An 18189-nucleotide genomic window follows, 5' to 3' on the forward strand; every position below is an offset into this window, starting at 1 on the left:
AAGTTTTTAAAAATATAGAGGGGGAACATCATGGGGATTAAAACACGTCTGAGATTTATGTCATTTTTGCAGTATTTTATTTGGGGAAGCTGGTTGATTACACTCGGTTCTTATATGATTAACACGCTTGGATTTACGGGTGTCGAGGTCGGGATCGTTTACAGTTCGAAAGGTATTGCCGCCGTTATTATGCCTACTTTAATGGGGATTGTTGCGGATAAATGGATTAAAGCAAACTACTTATATACGGCCTGTCATTTCATTTGTGCGGGTTCACTATTTTATGCAGCGACGGTCTCGGATCCTACCGTGATGTTCTGGGTTATGCTCGTCAATGCGATGTTCTTCATGCCAACATTGGCGCTTTCTAACACGGTTTCTTACTATTGCTTGGAAAAAGCGAATCTTGATACCGTAACAAATTTCCCGCCAATCCGTGTTTTTGGAACGGTCGGTTTCATTATCGCAATGTGGACGATTAGTATTTTCCAATTCGAACTTAGCAATGTCCAACTTTATATTGCGGCTGGCGCATCTCTCGCGCTTGCACTTTATTCACTAACAATGCCCTCTATTCCAACGACGAACAAAAAGAAAAATCAAGGTTGGGTCAGTATGCTTGGCCTAAACGCCTTTGTCCTTTTCAAAAAACCGAAAATGGCTGTGTTCTTCCTTTTCGCAATGTTACTTGGAGCGGTTCTGCAGATTACGAATACGTTTGGTAATCCGTTCTTGCATGATTTCGGGCTTAATCCGGCGTATGCTGACAGCCTCGTGGTGAAATATCCTTCGATTTTATTATCGGTGTCTCAGATGGCTGAGGTCGCATTTATCCTTGCAATTCCGTTCTTCTTGAAACGCTACGGGATTAAAACGGTGATGTTGGTAAGTATGATCGCGTGGACGTTACGCTTTGGTTTGTTCGCGTTCGGTGATCCTTCGCCATTCGGCACGGTATTGCTATTACTTTCCATGATTGTTTACGGTTGTGCCTTTGATTTCTTCAATATTTCCGGCGCGATTTTCGTTGAGCAGGAAGTAAGTAAAGATATTCGAGCAAGTGCGCAAGGCTTATTTATGACAATGGTAAATGGTGTTGGTGCTTATGTTGGTGCGATTTTGAGTGGTATGACGGTCGATTATTTTACGGTCGACGGTGTCAAAGATTGGCCTACGATTTGGCTGATTTTCGCAGCTTACACACTGATACTCGCAGTTATTTTCCAGTTCACGTTCCATTATAAACATCAACCTGAGAAAATGAAGGATATCGAAATTACGCATTAATTAAAAGACGCATGGTATCAAATGGCGCTTTGGCCACAAGATATCATGCGTTTTCTTTATTTCTCCCTGACGACTAGTACGTCACAAATTGCGTGTTGTAAAACATAGGCGGAGACGCTTCCAAGGACAATTTTTTCGATCCTGTTTAAGCCTGTGGCGCCACAAATGAGAACGTCTGCGTCAAATTTTTTCGGGATGTCATGTGCGAGTAATGTTTTAGGATTTCCAGCTTCTAGAAATACGCGAACTTTTGTGATATCTGCTTTTTCGGCAAGCTCTTGGTACGACTCAAGCCTCGCTGTTGCTTCTTCGCGCGCGGCTAGTTCTAGTGCCCCGTCGTAGGATATATTCGGCGAGAACGACCTGATGTCGACAATGCTCGCAATTCCCAGCTCCGATCCTGTTGCTTTGGAAAGTTCTACAGCTTTTAAAAAGGCTATTTCAGCTTGTTTAGAGCCATCTAATGCGACTAAAATGCGTTGATATTTATTTCCCATTATTATCACTCCTTCTTAAAACAATACCCCAAAATCAATATTTTGATGCTGATTATCCTAATTTTTTTATTTTGTGCTATACTAAACTTATCTTTTGATAAAAAGGGGATATAATATGGACAAAGATGATCGATTAAATCAGCAGATCGCTCTGTTTTATTTTGCTTATAAAACATTTGTGGAAACGGCTGATAGACTCATCGGCAAGTATGATATCACGCGGACGCATCATCGAATTTTATTTTTCGTGGCGCATTCACCTGGTATTAAAATGAATGAGTTGTTGACTTTGCTCGAGGTTACAAAGCAAGCGCTTCACCAACCGTTGTTAGAATTAAAAGAAAAGGGATACATCTCTTTGGAACCTTCTGCTCTAGATAAACGCGTTCGTTGCGTGTTTTTGACGGAGACAGGAACAGCGATCGAATCTGAGCTTGGGGAGGCACAGCGACGTCACATGGCGGCAGCACTAGCAGATAGTGGTGATCCTGATGGAAAGGTTTGGACGCATGTTTTAGAACAGTACGCGAGGGAACGACCTGGTTTTGCACTATTTAAATAGGAGCGTGATATGATGGAAAAATTATTGTTCATTCAAACTGGCTTTGGTGTCGATGTCCATGGCCAAAACGTTACGAAAGCCGCTGTACGTGCTGTGCGAAATGCGATTTTTACAAACTCCATGCCGGGCATCGAAGATCTACTTCCTGAGAAAAATCTAAATAATATGATCGTGAACGTGAAATTGGCCTTACCCGTTGATGCTGCTTTACTCGATCATGACGCGATTAAGGAGATTATTCCTTATGGTACGGTTACGATTGAGACGATGTCAGGTGGCATGATGACGACAAGCGGGATTTTCTTGGCAGACAAAGAAGATAAAAATGATTTGATGTATATGGTGAATGCTTCTGTGGAAACAGGATATTAAAAAGCGAGGGCCGCGGCCCTCGCTTTTTAATTTAGCATTCCTGCCTTCTGTAAGAAATTTTTCGCAACTTCTTCAGCGGACTTCCCTTTCACGTTCACCTCATAATTCATCTCGCTCATTTGTTTATCGGTAATTTTTCCTGCGAGTTTTTCGAGTGGCGCTTTTAATTCTGGGTATTCTTTCAGTGTCGATTCAAGCATTAGCGGTGCGCCTTGATATGGCGGGAATAATTGCTTGTCGTCCTTCAGAACTTTGAGTTTATATTGCGCGATTTCGCTATCCGTAGAGTAGGCATCGAGCGTGTTGATATCGCCTGCTTTTAGAGCTGAATAACGCAATTTTGGTTCCATTGTTTTTAGCGCATCGAATTTCAATCCGTATTGTTTTTGTAACCCTTTATAACCGTCATCACGATCGGAAAATTCGAGTGTGAATCCTGCTTTAACGGAATCTTGTACGGCTTTCAGATCCGAAATCGTTTTAATATTGTAGGCTTTTGCAAACTCTGGTGAAACGGCGACGGCATACGTGTTATTGTATTCCATCGGCTTCAAGTAGGCCATTTTTTCTGTTTTGGCGAGACCGTCGCGCGCTTGTTCGTAAACTTGCTCTGGATCGTGACTTTTAGCGGGTTCTTTTAGGAACGTTTCGAGTACGGTTCCGGTGAACTCTGGGTAAATGTCGACGTCTCCTGATTTCAAGGCGTTATAAACAAAACTTGTTTTTCCGAGATTCGGTTTGACAGTGACGCTTAAATCAGTGTCTTTTTCGATGAGTTGTTTATACATATTGATTAATATTTCTGGCTCTGATCCCAATTTCCCAGCGATGACAATCTCTTTTTGCGGTTGGGTGAAGTACGGCACGATGATGATGCTTGCTGTGACAACGAGTGCGCCGGTGATCGTGATGAGCGTTCTTTTGAAAGTTGCTTTTTCCATGTAGCGCAAAATAACGTCGAATAGAATCGCGAGCAAGGCTGCTGGAATGGCGCCGAGCAAGATTAAACTGTTATCGTTGCGGTCGATTCCAAGTAAGATTAGGTCCCCAAGTCCGCCAGCTCCGATAAGTGCTGCAAGTGTTGCGGTTCCGATGATTAGTACCATAGCAGTCCGAATTCCGGCCATAATAACGGGCATCGCGAGTGGGAGTTGCACTTTATAGAGCTGTTTCCATTTGTTCATTCCCATCGCTTGCGCTGCTTCCATTAACACAGGATCGATTTCTTTGATACCTGTATATGTATTGCGCAAAATTGGCAATAATGCGTAGGTTACAAGGGCGATAATCGCTGGTACAGTACCGATTCCAACGAGTGGGATCAGTAAGCCAAGCAAGGCAAGTGACGGTATCGTTTGTAAAATCGCGGTGACTTGAATGATTGGTTCTGCCGCGCGTTTATGGTTCGTTAAATAAATACCTAGTGGTACGGCGATAAATACAGCGATGAATAAGGAAACAAAAGACAATTCGATATGCTGAACTAAGGCTGCCCAAAGCGCGTCCTGTCTGATCTGGAACGTGTCGATTAATTTACTCATACACGCTCACCGTCCCTTTCAAGCTGTTTGGCAAGGAACTGGATAACGTGTTGTTGCGTAATCGTTCCGACAGCTTTACCATCACTTTCAATGGATACCGCATGCTGATTCGCTAATTGTTGCAAGACGATTTCAACTGCAATTCGATCCGCAAAATCTGCGTCACCGTCTACTTGTCCAGCTTCAAAATAGCCTTGTTCCACCATATCATGCACGGTAAATTTCGAGGAAAGCACGTGTTTATTTACATTGCCTGACTCTAGGAAATTTTGCACGAATTCATTCGCTGGATTTTGTAAAATTTCATTTGGCGTGTCGCACTGAACAACTTCACCGTCTTTCATAATACAAATCCGATCGCCTAGCATCAGCGCTTCCTGCATATCATGCGTGACAAAAACAATCGTCTTTTTGATACGGCGCTGTAACACGATCATGTCTTGTTGTAGTTTTTGGCGGCTAATGGGGTCAAGCGCACTAAACGGCTCGTCCATCAGGATAATTTCGGGGTCAGCAGCTAAAGCACGAACGACGCCCACACGTTGCTGCTCTCCACCAGAAAGCTCTGATGGCTTCCGATTCCTGTAACTTTCCGCGTCTAAACCAACGCTATTCAGGAGTTCTGTAATACGATCATGAATCTTGTCCTTATCCCATTTGATGAGTTCAGGCACAATCGCAATATTTTCTTCAATCGTCATATGTGGAAAAAGCGCAATTTGTTGCAGTACATAACCGATATTCCAGCGCAATTCATGAATATTATAGTCACTAATTCGCTTTTCATCAATATAAATAGTCCCCGTTGTGAGTGGAATCAGGCGATTAATCATTTTCAGCGTCGTTGTTTTACCACAACCACTAGGACCGATAAATACAAAAAATTCGCCATCCTTAATATTAAGATCGATATTTTTAACTGCATTTTCTCCATTTGGATATTTCTTAGTTACATTTTCGAAGCGAATCATGGGTCACTTCCCTTTCATTTTGTCATTAAAATCATGTTTATTAGTATACCCTATTTTATAAAACTAGAAACGTTTGTTCTTAATTCTACCACTACCGACTAATAAATTACACCATTTAGCATTTCGTTGACAAATCAACTAAAATTGAGCATAATTAACTTTATTGTAGTAAAGGAAGTTCTCTAATAGAAGCAGCATATAGGTATGATTTATAACTTGAAAGGGGAATATAGAGATGGGATTATCTGGATATTATTATTATGTAGACGAGGCTGGATTCCGGCAAATAAAAGATGGTTATGAGCCGGTGTTCACCAGACCGATACTATTGTCCTTAGACGAATATTGGGAAGTACTTCATTATATATTTTGCGGCACGACAAAAAACGGTGCAGCGCCTTGGGGATTCGTGGTTCCACTTCGCGTTGAAAATCACATTCGCGACATCCTAGCAACGGCACATTTCCTCTACCCTGAGCAGATACAAATGGCTCGCGACGCGCTGTTTAGCATTACCGAAGAAGACTTCATCGCGATGTACGATTTTAAAAAGCTGAAAAAAAGCGGATTATACGGAATCACCTGGCGAACAAAGAAAGAGAAATTTGACGAAGAATTACTAAAAAGCTTCCACGGCCTACGAACCTTCTTCAATCAGGTAGCTAAGGGGTATGATTATATTATATTTTATGTTGTATGATAGAAAAGCGGAAACAGCCCGTTAGCTTCGACAGAAATTGTTAGAGGGTGCAGGGAAAACCATCCCTTGGTTTTTGCGGAGGCCACGAAATTTCCGAGAAGCTGGCTGTTGGAGCTAGATCCGAAGGCTCAACCCATGAAAAACTCCAACTCCCGAGAACCAGCCGATTCTCAACACCAACCTTCTTTCAAACACAAATAACCACCCAACTAAGATGCCAACAGCCTATTTCTAACTCCTCTAAGTCCGAAAAAATTTGTTAGAGGGCGCAGATAAATCCCTCCCCTGGATTTTTCGGAGGCACCGAAAATTTCGAGGAGCTGGCTGTTGGAGCTAGACCGCGAAACTATACTACACCATAAAAACATACATTCCCGCAAACTCGGGGGGGCCGAACATGAATAACTCCAAACCTAGGAATCAAACCGCAAAACCAACTGCATGGATTACCTGCTCACTGCGTTCACATGCATATTGAGGCTCTAAATCGGCAAGGGATGCCTCATAAGAGCCACAACAAAGCGGAAACAGCCCGTTAGCTTCGACAGAAATTGTTAGAGGGCGCAGACCAATCCCTCCCTTGGATTTTTCGGAGGCCACGAAATTTCCGAGAAGCTGGTTGTTGGAGCTAGATCACGAAACTAGACTACACCATAAAAACATGCATCCCCTCAAACTCAGGGGTCCGAACATGAATAACTCCAAGTCTAGAAATCAAGCCGCAAAACCAACTGCATGGATTACCTGCTCACTACGTTCACATGCATATTGAGGCTCTAAATCGGCAGGGGATGCCTCATAAGAGCCACAACAAAGCCACCGCCCTAATCAAGGTCCGGTGGCTCTTCTTATATCCTATTCCGTAATAATCGTATGAATCAATTTCGGAGCATTCGCATGATCACTCACTCGAATATTCTCATAAATTTTCTGCTCGACCGCCTTCACATCTTCCTTATTCGCGTAAATCGTCACTAATGGCTCACCAACCGCCACTTTATCGCCGACTTTCTTACGCAACATAATTCCAACAGCCAAGTCGATTTCGTCCTCTTTCGTCGCGCGTCCAGCTCCTAAAAGCATTGCCGCAATCCCGATCTCATCTGCCACAATCTCAGATACGACACCCGCTTCTTTCGCAGGAACATCGATCTTGAATTTCGCTTGTGGTAATTTACTCGGATCATCAACAATCGAACCGTCTCCACCTTGGTTATTCAAGAAATCCTTAAACTTCGCTAAAGCCTTGCCATTTGCCATCACTTCTTTCAACATTTCGCGCGCTTCATCCAAGTCCTTCGCTTTTTTCGCAAGCACAACCATTTGACTTCCTAAAATTAAAACTAATTCCGTCAAATCTTCTGGACCTTCGCCTTTTAGCGTATCGATCGCTTCTTGTACTTCCAAAGCATTTCCAATCGCAAAGCCAAGTGGTTGAGACATATCAGAAATAACAGCCATCGTTTGGCGACCAACATTATTCCCAATCCGAACCATGGCATGCGCTAAGTTTTCAGCATCTTTGTCCGTTTTCATGAATGCACCGGCACCCGTTTTAACGTCCAACACGATCGCGTCTGCGCCCGCTGCAATCTTCTTACTCATAATCGAGCTTGCGATAAGCGGAATCGAGTTTACTGTGCCTGTAACGTCGCGCAAAGCGTATAATTTTTTATCTGCGGGAGTTAAGTTTCCAGATTGTCCAATAACCGCTACCTTATCGCGATTCACAAGGTCGATAAACTGCTCTTTCGTGATTTCCACATGGAATCCCTCAATCGCTTCTAACTTATCAATCGTGCCTCCTGTGTGGCCTAAACCGCGTCCTGACATCTTCGCAACAGGTACGTCGAGCGCTGCAACAAGTGGTGCCAAGACAAGTGTTGTTGTATCGCCAACGCCTCCCGTCGAGTGTTTATCTACCTTGATGCCTTCAATCGCGGACAAATCAATCGTTTCACCGGAATTGACCATCGCCATCGTTAAATCTGCGCGCTCACGATCCGTCATATCTTGAAAGAAGATCGCCATTGCCAATGCGCTGACTTGATAATCAGGAATATCGCCCGCCGTATAACCATCGACTACAAATTGGATTTCTTCCGTCGTTAATTCTTTGCCATCACGCTTTTTCGAAATTACGTCTACCATTCTCATATTCGTTCACCAATCCTTTTTTTATTTTAAGTCGTTTAAGAAACTTGTGCCGTATTCAGGCATTTTCACTCTAAAATTATCTGCGACAGTCGCGCCTAAATCAGAGAAAGTTTTGCGTAGGTCTATCTCTTTGCCGCCCTCTTTGAATTGTTTCGAATAAGCTAAAAGTGGCACGTATTCACGCGTGTGGTCGGTGCCGCGGTATGTTGGGTCGTTTCCGTGATCGGCTGTAATAAGAAGCAAATCGTCTTCTTTCATATTTTCGAATACTTCTGGAAGTCTCGCATCGAATGCTTCTAACGCATCGCCATAACCGATTGGATCGCGACGGTGGCCGTATAATGCATCAAAATCAACAAGGTTCAAGAAACTCATGCCGTGGAAATCTTCAGTCAACAGGTCGATAAATTTATCCATGCCATCCATATTTGATTTCGTGCGAATCGATCTTGTTACGCCTTCATCATCAAAAATATCTGAAATTTTTCCGAGTGCGATCGAGTCTAAACCGCCATCTTTCAAGTGATCCATCACCGTTTTATCAAATGGTTTTAGCGCGTAATCGTGACGGTTAGAAGTACGTTCAAATGTTTTCGCAGTTTTACCAACAAAAGGACGGGCGATAATACGGCCTAGCATATAAGGCTCATCGCGCGTAATTTCGCGGCAATATTCGCAAATACGATACAATTCTTCAAGTGGAATAAGTTCTTCGTTCGCCGCGATTTGTAGCACGGAATCAGCCGATGTATAGACAATCAAAGCGCCAGTGGCAAGTTGTTCTTCGCCAAGCTCTTCCATGATTTCCGTACCGCTTGCTGGTTTATTTCCGATAACTTTGCGACCAGAGAAGTCCTCAATTTTTTTGATTAGTTCATCTGGAAAACCGTCTGGGAAAACGCGGAATGGCGTATCGATGAAAAGCCCCATGATCTCCCAATGTCCTGTCATCGTGTCTTTACCAGCGGACGTTTCCTGCATTTTTGTGAAGTAAGCTTGTGGTTTCTCTGCAACTGGTACACCTTCGATTTCACGGATGTTAGAAAGGCCAAGTACGGACATATTTGGCAGTTTTAGCCCTCCTTTTTCGCGAGCGATGTGCCCTAATGTGTCAACGTCAAAATCGTCAAATTGCGCCGCGTCTGGCGCTTCTCCAATACCTACCGAGTCCATAACTACAACGTGAATTCTTTTAAATACCATTTTGAAAAACCTCCTTAATAGATTAAGCCAACGATTGTGGCTGTCAAGAAACTAACTAATGTGGCGCCGAATAACAGTTTCAAGCCAAAGCGAGCGACAACGATACCTTGTTTGTCGTTCAAGCTTTTTACTGCTCCAGCGATAATGCCGATAGATGAAAAGTTTGCGAAAGATACTAGAAATACGGATACAATCGCGGTTGTTCTGCCTGAGAAGTTGAAATTGCCTTTTGCTAAATCAGTCATTGCGACGAATTCATTGGATACCATCTTCGTTGCCATGATGCTTCCTGCGTGAACCGCTTCATTCCACGGAACACCAACTAGGAATGCAAATGGTGCAAAAACGTAACCGAGTAAATCTTGGAACGAAAGTCCGAAAATACCGCTGAAAATCGCGTTAATCATCGCGATAATCGCAACAAATCCAATCAGCATCGCAGCAACCGTGATCGCCACTTTGAAACCGTCCATAATGTACTCGCCTAACACTTCGAAAAAGCTCTGTTTGGCTTCTTCTTTTACTTCGAGAATATCTTCTTGCTCAGTGACTTCGTATGGATTAACGATCGAGGCAATGATGAAACCGCCGAATAGGTTAAGAACCAGTGCTGTCACGACATACTCTGGCTTTAAGAGTACCATATAAGAGCCGACGATGCTCATAGAAACGGTTGACATCGCCGAAGCACATAACGTATATAGACGATGTTTTGGCAGTAATCCCAGTTCTTTTTTCACGGAAATGAAAACTTCCGATTGGCCAAGAATCGCGGATGCCACGGCGTTATATGATTCGAGTTTCCCCATGCCGTTTATTTTACTCAGCGCGAGACCGATATATTTAATGATAAACGGTAGGATTCGCCAATGTTGCAAGATCCCAATTAGCGCGGAAATAAAGACGATTGGTAATAGCACACTTAGGAAAAAGGACATTTGCCCAGTGTTTACTATTCCTCCGAATACAAAATTAACACCTTCTGCAGCGTAAGATAGCAAATTACCAAATCCATCTGCAATCCCGCCAATCAGCCAGTTCCCAGCGCTTGTATTCAGCAAGATAAACCCTAAAATAAACTGCAACACGATCATGATAATAATCGGTTTCACTTTCACTTTCTTACGGTCGTTACTTGCAATCCAAGCGATCCCAAGAACTACGATCAAGCCAACAATACCAATTAGATACTTCATTATGAATCCCCCAATGTTTTTAAAATATGGAACAATTAGTGCGATAAAATAGAAGGTAAAACGGTTTACTGAACATTATATTAACATTTTTAGCAAACGTTTACATTTAGATTTCAAAAAAGTAAAACGGTTTACCAGAAGTAAGTATATCATTAACGATGAGAGATGGGAAATGATTTCCCTCTCTCATCTGCATTTTTATTTGATTACCGCCTCGCATCAAGCTTCTGCGTACTTTCACGGATAATAAGGTCTAGCGGCATTTTTTTATTGGCTATTTTTTCAGTTGGGTTCTGGGTCGCTTTTAGTAAGTATTCCGCGGCCGTTTTACCGATATCATAGATCGGCTGGCGAATCGTTGTTAGTGCTGGCGCCATGTATTCCGCGAGCTCGATATCGTCAAAGCCTACGATGGAGAGGTCATTTGGGATGTGAATGCCAAGTTCTAGTGCTGCACGATAAGCGCCAACTGCCATCTGATCGTTGGTTACAAATAGCGCCGTAATCTCTGTTGTCGTTAACAATTGCTTAGCGGCGAAATAGCCACCCGCCATCGTTTGATCACCCTCTGAAATCCAAGCGGACTCGCCCGGCACCTGATGCTTCTCTAGACAAGCAAGATAACCCTGCAATCGTTCTTCTACCGAATAAAAAGAGTCATCGGATGTGATGATTCCAATTTGTGTGTGCCCTAGCGAAATCAAATATTCCGTCGCCATGTATCCGCCTTCATAATCATCAATAAAAATATTGCCTTCCTCACGATGATGCCGTTTACAATCGAGTAAAATATACGGTTTATGACGAATTTCTAATTGCTCAAACACGTTCGACGCTAAAATATTCGGACTCGCGATAATCAGACCATCCACCGCCCGATGCAAAAGTTCCTCAACATATAGATCCTCGCGTGCACTATCCTGCGAAGAATTGCACAGTAAAATCATATAATCATGCGCATTCAGGTAATCCTCCGCGCCTTTGACCATCTGCGAAAAAAATGGGTCTGTTACTTCCGGTACAATCATACCAATCGTATTCGTCCGATTCGTCACCATATTTTTCGCAAAAAAGTTCGGTTTATAGGCTAAATCTTTTGCGGTTTGAAACACTTTATTACGCGTTGCTTCGCTAAAACGACTTCCTTTACCGTTTAGGATCTGGGAAATAGTCGTAATCGAAACACCCGTTTTTTCTGCAATATCTCGAATTGTTGCACCCAATGTGGCTCACCTCTTTTCACAGGAAAAATTACTTCTCCTCCATCATGCCACATTTCGGTGCTTTTGTTAATAGTTATCTTTTGGATTTGCGTCATTTCCTGAAACAATCGACACGCCAGCGCTTGCTCCGATACGAGTCGCGCCCGCTTCAATCATTTTATCCACGTCTTCTTTTGTGCGGATTCCACCTGATGCTTTCACGCCGATGTCTGGTCCAACTGTTTTGCGCATTAACGCGATATCTTCAGCTGTTGCGCCACCTGTTGAAAATCCTGTCGATGTTTTGACGAAATCAGTTCCTGCAGCTACCGCTAAACGGCATGCGCGCTCTTTTTCTTCGTCAGTTAATAGACACGTTTCGATGATGACTTTGACTAGTGCTTTGCCTTTCGCTGCATCGACAACTGCTTTAATATCAGACTCAACTAATGCGTCGTTTTTGTCTTTTAGGGCACCAATATTGATGACCATGTCGACTTCTGTCGCGCCTTTTTGGATAGCGTCTGCTGCTTCGAATGCCTTGGTAACGCTTGTGTTAGCACCAAGTGGGAAGCCGATAACCGTACATACATCCACGCCTGTTCCAGCTAATTGTTCATGTGCTAGTTCGATCCAAGTTGGGTTCACACATACCGATGCAAAATTATATTGTTTCGCTTCTGCCGTTAGTTTTAGAATCATTTCCTTCGTTGTTTCTGGTTTTAAAGCTGTGTGGTCGATCATTTTGGCGATATTCGTCATGATTAATCTCCTCGCTTTTCTATTATTTGTCTTCATCATAATACATTGTTGAACATTTGTAAAGTTATATCTGAAATTATGTTCAATCAGATTGATAAACTTTTTCTACTGTACTAATTCTTTCGCCGTGAATTGATCAGTGATAAGCACATTTGCGTATTCGCCCTCAAGTGCGCCGTGAATCGCGGCCACTTTTCTCGCCCCACCTGCAATCAGGATAGAGCGTTCTTTCTTTTTCAAAGACTCGAGCTCGATACCAATTGTTCGAGCATCGATTTCCGCGCTGCAAATATTCCCGTCTTTATCGTAAAAACGCGAACAAATATCTCCAACACCAATCGTTTTTAGCAGTTTTTTCTCAGCTTCATTGAAATAACCAAGTCGGAAAAGAAGTGCTTCATCGCGGACTGTTCCTACTGTAAAAACGGTAATATTCGCTTGTTTTCCCATCTCAATGATATGGTGAATATGCCGGTCTTGTTCCACCATTTCTTTGACAGTCGCGTTGTCGAAAATAACAGGAAGCGGTAAGTGGCGCGGCATCGTTTGGAAATTTTCTGCAAATAGGGAAATCGTTTCGGATGCGTAGGTGTTGACGTTAGAATGGCTGATCCCGCCTTTTAATTGAATAACCTCAACGCCGCGCACGTCTTGTGGACGGATTTTTTTCGCGACTTCGTACATCGTTGTTCCCCAGCTAACGCCCAGAATATCGCCATTTTTGACGGTTTCTTCTAGGTATTCAGCGCCCTTTTTACTGAGAAAATTGGTGATTGTCGTGTATTCAGTAGTCGGGGAAAATACGACATGCGCTTCTTTCAAGTTATACTTTTCCTTGAGTGTAGCTTCCAGTTCGTCCAAATCAGCGAATGGATCGGTAACTTTAATCTCAACGTAACCACTTTCTTTGGCAAATTGCAAAAGTCGCGATACGGTTGGGCGCGAAATGCCAAGTTGACTGGCGATTTCTTGTTGGCTGTAATCGGATTGGTAGTAAAGCCGGGCTACTTCAATGCTTAGCTGCTGTTTTTGTTTATCCATTGGGTTTCCTCATTTCTAAAAATTAGAACTATGTATGTGACTCGGTCTGCAAATTTCAGTGCGTTATGTCTCCCTTCATTATATCAGTTAATGCATCCAAGCCAAAGTATTCCATACAATAAGCTAATTTTCATGAAATATCCTGTATATTATTTGTTAGCAAAATAGACTGACTTGCGATACATTTTCTAACATTTATGCAAAATGGACCATCAAAACTTAATATTTTCTTTCTGTTTTCTACAGTCCCTCTTTAATTTTTTACCATAGACTAGAGCATGTAACAGAAACTTAAAATAGGAGATGAAAACATGCGTGTAAGAAAAATATTGTTAAGTTTTACAGTCATATTTGCAGTAGCGGGGTTGGTCGCGTGTAGTGCGCCAGATAAAGATGTGGCAGCTACTAAGAAAGAAACGAAGCACGAAACGGATAGCGCACAAGTGAAAACCGCGCTCGAAAAACTGGAAAAAAAGTATGGGGCAACGTTGGGTATTTACGGTATGGATGGGACTGGCAAACAGATCATTGGTTTTAATGAACAAGAACGATTTGCCTACACCTCTACTTTTAAAGCAATCGCTGGCGGGATTTTACTTAAAAATTTGACAGATGAACAACTGAATAAGCGGATTACTTTTTCAAAAGAGGATTTAGTCGATTATTCACCAATCACGGAAAAGCATGTGGCGAGTGGCATGACGATGAAGGAAATTATTAACGCGGCGATGGATTACAGTGATAATACGGCCGGGAATCTGATGCTTCACCAGCTTGGCGGACCTACAGGCTTTGAAAAGGAACTCGTGAAAATTGGTGATAAGACCATGAAACCTGTTCGTTATGAGACTGAACTAAATACGGCTGTGCCTGGTGATATACGTGATACGACGACTCCGGAAGCGATGGCGAAGAGTCTGGCCTACCTCGTAACCGAGGGGAATCTGCCGGCTGATAGACTGGCTTATTTCAAGCAGACTTTGATTAATAATACGACTGGCGGTAAATTGATTCGTGCTGGGGTTCCGGATGGTTATGTTGTTGGCGATAAGACTGGCGCTGGATCGTACGGAACGCGGAATGATATCGCGGTGATTTATCCTAAGGACAAAGATGATAAACCGCTCGTGTGGGTGATTTATTCTAAGAAAACTGGCAAGGATGATGAATATAACGATCAATTGATAGCAGATGCAGCGAAGGTACTTAGCGATTATTACGCTCTATAGCAAAAAGGTGAACAGAAATCTACAACTTGATTTCTGTTCACCTTTTTATTGCGCGCTGACTTGTTTTGCTTTATATAGAACAAGTATTGCCGCAGCGAGTAGGATAACGCCCATCACGGCTGGCGCTGCGTGTCCGAGTGATACGTAGATAGCGCCTCCGAGTATCGGACCGATGATTCTGGCTAGTGATTGGATGGACTGGCTGCCACCTTGAATCCGGCCTTGTTCGCTCGCATCGACTGATTTGGATAGCATGCCGTTGAATGATGGTCCGAATACCGAATCACCGAAGCCAAATACGAAAAATCCAATGATGAAAAGTGGCACAGATGCAGCGAATGTCGACGTGGCGATGAATGCGTATCCGATGAGTTCGGCGCCCATTCCTAGCATAGCGATGTGCTTGTCGCTAAGCTTTTTCAAGAGTTGGGGCATGATGAAGGCCTGTGAAATGATGTCTTGGAAGCCCATGATGGAAAATACGAGTCCGATGAGCGCTGGTTTCCAGTTAAACGTGTCGATGGTGAATTGGGACATGATGGCTTGTAGTGATCCGCTTGGTACCCACAGTAGGAACGCCGCGATAAGCAGTCGGTTTAAGTTTTTGATGGATAATATGTTGAAAAGTTGCAAAAATGGATTCAGTCGCGCTGGTGTGATTTTTTCGAGTCTATTTTTTGCGTGGAGACTTTCTGGCATGAAGAAGAATCCGTAAATCATGTTCAGTAGTGCGATAACCGCGCCGAAATAAAGTGGGGCGGTGTAGCCGAAACTGGTTGCGAGTAGCCCGCCGATTGTTGGACCCATGATGGAACCAGCGCCTGCCATTGCGCTTACCCAGCCGAAGTATTTCGTGCGCTGTTCGGGAGGCGTGATATCGGCAAAATAGGCGAAAATGGTGCTGATGCTACCGCCTGTTATGCCTTCGATGATGCGTCCTGCGAATAGTACCCATAGCGCTCCGCCGATTCCGAAAACGAAGAATCCGATAGCGGCACCGAGCAAACTGACAATGAGTATGGGGCGGCGTCCGTATCTGTCACTTAGAGCTCCGAGCACCGGTGCAGAAAAGAACATGCAGACGGCGTACACGGACATGAGTAAGGTCACGACCATTGCTTGATCTCCGGGATGCGTTATATAAGGCTGTACTAAGAACGGGATGACTGGTGTGATGATGCTGAATCCGATTCCGATTAGAAATACAGAGATAAGGCCGAATACTAAAGCGTGCTTGTTGTTTGATTTGATTTCTGACATTTATTTCTCTCCTTAAGAGGCGTTATTTTGTTTCTAGGTAAACAATAACTTATTTTTGTTTCCTTGTCAACAAATTATTTTAAAAAATAAAAAAAACAGCCTCGACTCTGAATATAGAGTTAAGCTGTTTCGCGTTTTAGGATTTATCATCTGCATTCTGTTTTTGGATTTCCGTATCTAAGTGATTACTGTAGTTTTTTAGGAATTTTAGCGTGGCGTTGAATTGTTCCTCCGTCACTTGCTCGAAAACGGCCTTATCACGGTCTCGGAACTCTTTATGCAACGTTTCGTGGATATCGAAAACTTCTTGTCCTTTTGCGGTCAGGCGAAAATAGATTTCTTTCTTGTTATCTGCTTTTTGATAGCTTTCGATGAGGTCTTTTTCCATGAGTTTTTTCGTTAATTTACTGATGGCGCCTCGAGTCATGTAAAAGGCTTCCGCGAGTTTTGTCACGTTTGGCTCCGTCATTTTTCCGATATATTCGACGCCGTGGACTTCGGATGATTTGTATCCCTTCAGGCTCACTTCCATCTTTGACTTGTTCAGCGAGGCCATTTTGTTAAATACTTCCCTGACGCCTGACATGATTTCTTCTTCCTTGTTCATGAATTGCCCTCCTGCCTAATTCGTGCGTTCAGGACAATTATAGCTTGTTTTTGTTTCTTTTTCAACAATAAAATTCAGAACGCTGTTGGGTTGGAAGGTGTCGCAACCCACGCTTCTATTGGTGGCACAACGACCGGTGGAACGGTTACATCACCGGATATCCGTTTCAAGAATTGGCGAGTTCGTTCTTGTTTTGGTGCTCCAAATAATTCTGCCGGGCTTCCTTCTTCTACCACAACGCCGTCTGCCATGAACAGGACATGATCGGAGACTTCCTTCGCGAATTGCATCTCGTGCGTGACGACAACCATGGTCATGCCTTCTTCCGCGATGGATTTTATCACGGCCAAAACTTCACCGACGAGCTCTGGATCGAGTGCCGAGGTCGGTTCATCGAATAGAATAACTTCGGGATTTAGGACGAGCGCTCGCGCAATACCGACGCGTTGTTGCTGTCCACCTGAAAGCTGGCTTGGGTAAAAATCGAGTTTGTCGCCGAGCCCGACTTTTGCGAGGATGGCTTCACTGCGCTCGCGAGCTTCTGCTTTTTTGACTTTTTGGGCGATAATCAGTCCTTCCATCACGTTTTGAATCACGGTTTTATGCGCGAATAGATTGTAATGTTGGAATACCATCGCGGTTTGTTTGCGCAAAGCTATGATATCTTTTTTCGTCGCTTTTTCGGTAGCTACCGTCACGTCGCCGATTTCGATTAAGCCACCATTTGGTTTTTCTAAGTAATTGAGGCAGCGCAAGAGCGTCGTTTTTCCAGAGCCGCTGGGGCCTAGAATCGTGATTACCTCGCCTTTGTTGATTGTTAAATCGATGCCTTTTAGCACCTCTTGTTCGCCGAATTGCTTTTTAATTCCTTGTAAGCGTATCATCCAATCCCTCCCTGGTTATAGGCCGTGGCTCTGCGGTCGATGCGTGACGCGATTAGTTCGATGACGATTGTGACGCCCCAGTATAGCAGTCCTGCCGCGATGAATGCCTCGAGAAACTTGAGGTTGCTTGAGGCCACAATCTGCGCAGTTCCCGTGATTTCTTTGACGGAGACTAGGAAAGCGATAGACGATGCTTGCAAAAAGCCAACCGTGACATTCGTCAAATTCGGAATCGACTGCGCGAGTGCTTGCGGTAAAATAATGCGCGTCATCACTTGGAATTTGGTCATCCCGACCGAGTAACCCGCCTCGATTTGGCCACTAGGAACGGCGACAATGCCAGAACGGATAATCTCGGAAAGATACGCCCCGGCGCTAAGCGATAACGCGATAAGTACAAAAATCGTGATTGGTACGCCGTTGATGTTAAACGACCAGTCGTAACGTTTTGCCAGACTATCAAGCAAAAGCGGCAAACCGAAATAAATCAACATAATATGCATCACGATTGGCGTTCCGCGGACAAAGGATACATAGCCATTCGCCACATGATAGACGCCCTTGACGCGATAAATACGTGCTAGCGCGACGCCAAGTCCAATCAAAAAACCAACAATCAGGGGTACAAATGTAAGCATTAAGGTAAGCGGGAGCGCCGTTAAAATTTCTTTAAAAGCCTCCCAAATAAACGGATAATCGAGTTGCATCGTTTGGTTCG

General features: G+C 43.6%; 18 protein-coding genes. 5 read left to right on the plus strand and 13 right to left on the minus strand.

Annotation, left to right across the window (positions count from 1 at the left end):
* Positions 1-30: 30 nt before the first annotated feature.
* The gene (locus tag UE46_RS14280) at positions 31-1287 is read left to right on the plus strand and encodes a nucleoside permease (RefSeq protein ID WP_036061166.1); all 1257 of its coding nucleotides are present in this window, start codon (positions 31-33) and stop codon (positions 1285-1287) included.
* Positions 1288-1343: 56 nt separating this feature from the next.
* Here the strand turns inward: UE46_RS14280 and UE46_RS14285 are convergent, their stop codons facing one another.
* The gene (locus UE46_RS14285) at positions 1344-1784 is read right to left on the minus strand and encodes a universal stress protein (protein ID WP_036061164.1); all 441 of its coding nucleotides are present in this window, start codon (positions 1782-1784) and stop codon (positions 1344-1346) included.
* 115 nt (positions 1785-1899) lie between these two features.
* Here UE46_RS14285 and UE46_RS14290 point away from each other — a divergent pair, with 115 nt between their 5' ends.
* Together UE46_RS14290 and UE46_RS14295 are read left to right on the plus strand one after the other, a co-directional pair.
* Positions 1900-2346, plus strand: a complete 447-nt coding sequence (locus tag UE46_RS14290) for a MarR family winged helix-turn-helix transcriptional regulator (protein WP_036061163.1) — start codon at positions 1900-1902, stop codon at positions 2344-2346.
* A gap of 12 nt (positions 2347-2358) precedes the next feature.
* Positions 2359-2718, plus strand: a complete 360-nt coding sequence (locus tag UE46_RS14295) for a Lin0512 family protein (protein WP_036061161.1) — start codon at positions 2359-2361, stop codon at positions 2716-2718.
* A 26-nt stretch (positions 2719-2744) separates the two neighbouring features.
* Here the strand turns inward: UE46_RS14295 and UE46_RS14300 are convergent, their stop codons facing one another.
* A complete protein-coding gene (locus UE46_RS14300; protein ID WP_036061159.1) occupies positions 2745-4259 on the minus strand; it encodes an ABC transporter permease/substrate-binding protein in 1515 nt (504 codons plus the stop codon).
* Positions 4256-5230 (minus strand): ABC transporter ATP-binding protein, encoded by a 975-nt coding sequence (locus tag UE46_RS14305; RefSeq protein WP_036061157.1) that lies wholly within the window; start codon positions 5228-5230, stop codon positions 4256-4258. The genes UE46_RS14300 and UE46_RS14305 overlap by 4 nt, the downstream gene beginning before the upstream one ends.
* A 235-nt stretch (positions 5231-5465) precedes the next feature.
* Between UE46_RS14305 and UE46_RS14310 the strand changes: the two genes are divergently transcribed.
* Positions 5466-5930 (plus strand): DUF1877 family protein, encoded by a 465-nt coding sequence (locus UE46_RS14310; protein ID WP_036061156.1) that lies wholly within the window; start codon positions 5466-5468, stop codon positions 5928-5930.
* Positions 5931-6785: 855 nt separating this feature from the next.
* Here UE46_RS14310 and UE46_RS14315 read toward each other — a convergent pair.
* From UE46_RS14315 to UE46_RS14340, 6 genes are all read right to left on the minus strand, one after another.
* Positions 6786-8087 carry a pyrimidine-nucleoside phosphorylase gene (locus UE46_RS14315; protein ID WP_036061153.1) on the minus strand — a complete coding sequence of 434 codons (1302 nt, stop codon included), beginning with the start codon at positions 8085-8087 and terminating at the stop codon, positions 6786-6788.
* Between the two features lie 21 nt (positions 8088-8108).
* Positions 8109-9290, minus strand: a complete 1182-nt coding sequence (gene deoB / locus UE46_RS14320) for a phosphopentomutase (protein ID WP_036061152.1) — start codon at positions 9288-9290, stop codon at positions 8109-8111.
* Positions 9291-9304: 14 nt separating this feature from the next.
* Positions 9305-10486 carry a NupC/NupG family nucleoside CNT transporter gene (locus UE46_RS14325; RefSeq protein ID WP_036061151.1) on the minus strand — a complete coding sequence of 394 codons (1182 nt, stop codon included), beginning with the start codon at positions 10484-10486 and terminating at the stop codon, positions 9305-9307.
* A gap of 206 nt (positions 10487-10692) precedes the next feature.
* Positions 10693-11709 carry a LacI family DNA-binding transcriptional regulator gene (locus UE46_RS14330; RefSeq protein WP_118907727.1) on the minus strand — a complete coding sequence of 339 codons (1017 nt, stop codon included), beginning with the start codon at positions 11707-11709 and terminating at the stop codon, positions 10693-10695.
* 66 nt (positions 11710-11775) lie between these two features.
* The gene (gene deoC, locus UE46_RS14335) at positions 11776-12450 is read right to left on the minus strand and encodes a deoxyribose-phosphate aldolase (RefSeq protein ID WP_036061504.1); all 675 of its coding nucleotides are present in this window, start codon (positions 12448-12450) and stop codon (positions 11776-11778) included.
* A 105-nt stretch (positions 12451-12555) separates the two neighbouring features.
* Positions 12556-13491, minus strand: a complete 936-nt coding sequence (locus UE46_RS14340) for a sugar-binding transcriptional regulator (protein WP_036061505.1) — start codon at positions 13489-13491, stop codon at positions 12556-12558.
* A 311-nt stretch (positions 13492-13802) separates the two neighbouring features.
* Here UE46_RS14340 and bla point away from each other — a divergent pair, with 311 nt between their 5' ends.
* Positions 13803-14720, plus strand: a complete 918-nt coding sequence (gene bla / locus UE46_RS14345) for a class A beta-lactamase (protein WP_036061506.1) — start codon at positions 13803-13805, stop codon at positions 14718-14720.
* Between the two features lie 45 nt (positions 14721-14765).
* Here the strand turns inward: bla and UE46_RS14350 are convergent, their stop codons facing one another.
* From UE46_RS14350 to UE46_RS14365, 4 genes are all read right to left on the minus strand, one after another.
* On the minus strand, positions 14766-15980 hold the full coding sequence (locus UE46_RS14350; RefSeq protein WP_036061507.1) for an MFS transporter: 1215 nt from the start codon (positions 15978-15980) through the stop codon (positions 14766-14768).
* Between the two features lie 136 nt (positions 15981-16116).
* A complete protein-coding gene (locus tag UE46_RS14355) occupies positions 16117-16587 on the minus strand; it encodes a MarR family transcriptional regulator (RefSeq protein WP_036061508.1) in 471 nt (156 codons plus the stop codon).
* A gap of 74 nt (positions 16588-16661) precedes the next feature.
* Positions 16662-17471, minus strand: a complete 810-nt coding sequence (locus UE46_RS14360; protein WP_051492980.1) for an amino acid ABC transporter ATP-binding protein — start codon at positions 17469-17471, stop codon at positions 16662-16664.
* Positions 17468-18178, minus strand: coding sequence for an amino acid ABC transporter permease (locus tag UE46_RS14365; RefSeq protein ID WP_036061509.1), 711 nt, complete (start codon positions 18176-18178; stop codon positions 17468-17470). Before UE46_RS14365 ends, UE46_RS14360 begins: the two co-directional genes overlap by 4 nt.
* Positions 18179-18189 lie beyond the last annotated feature (11 nt).

It is taken from the genome of Listeria weihenstephanensis, from assembly GCF_003534205.1.
GTDB lineage: Bacteria > Bacillota > Bacilli > Lactobacillales > Listeriaceae > Listeria_A > Listeria_A weihenstephanensis.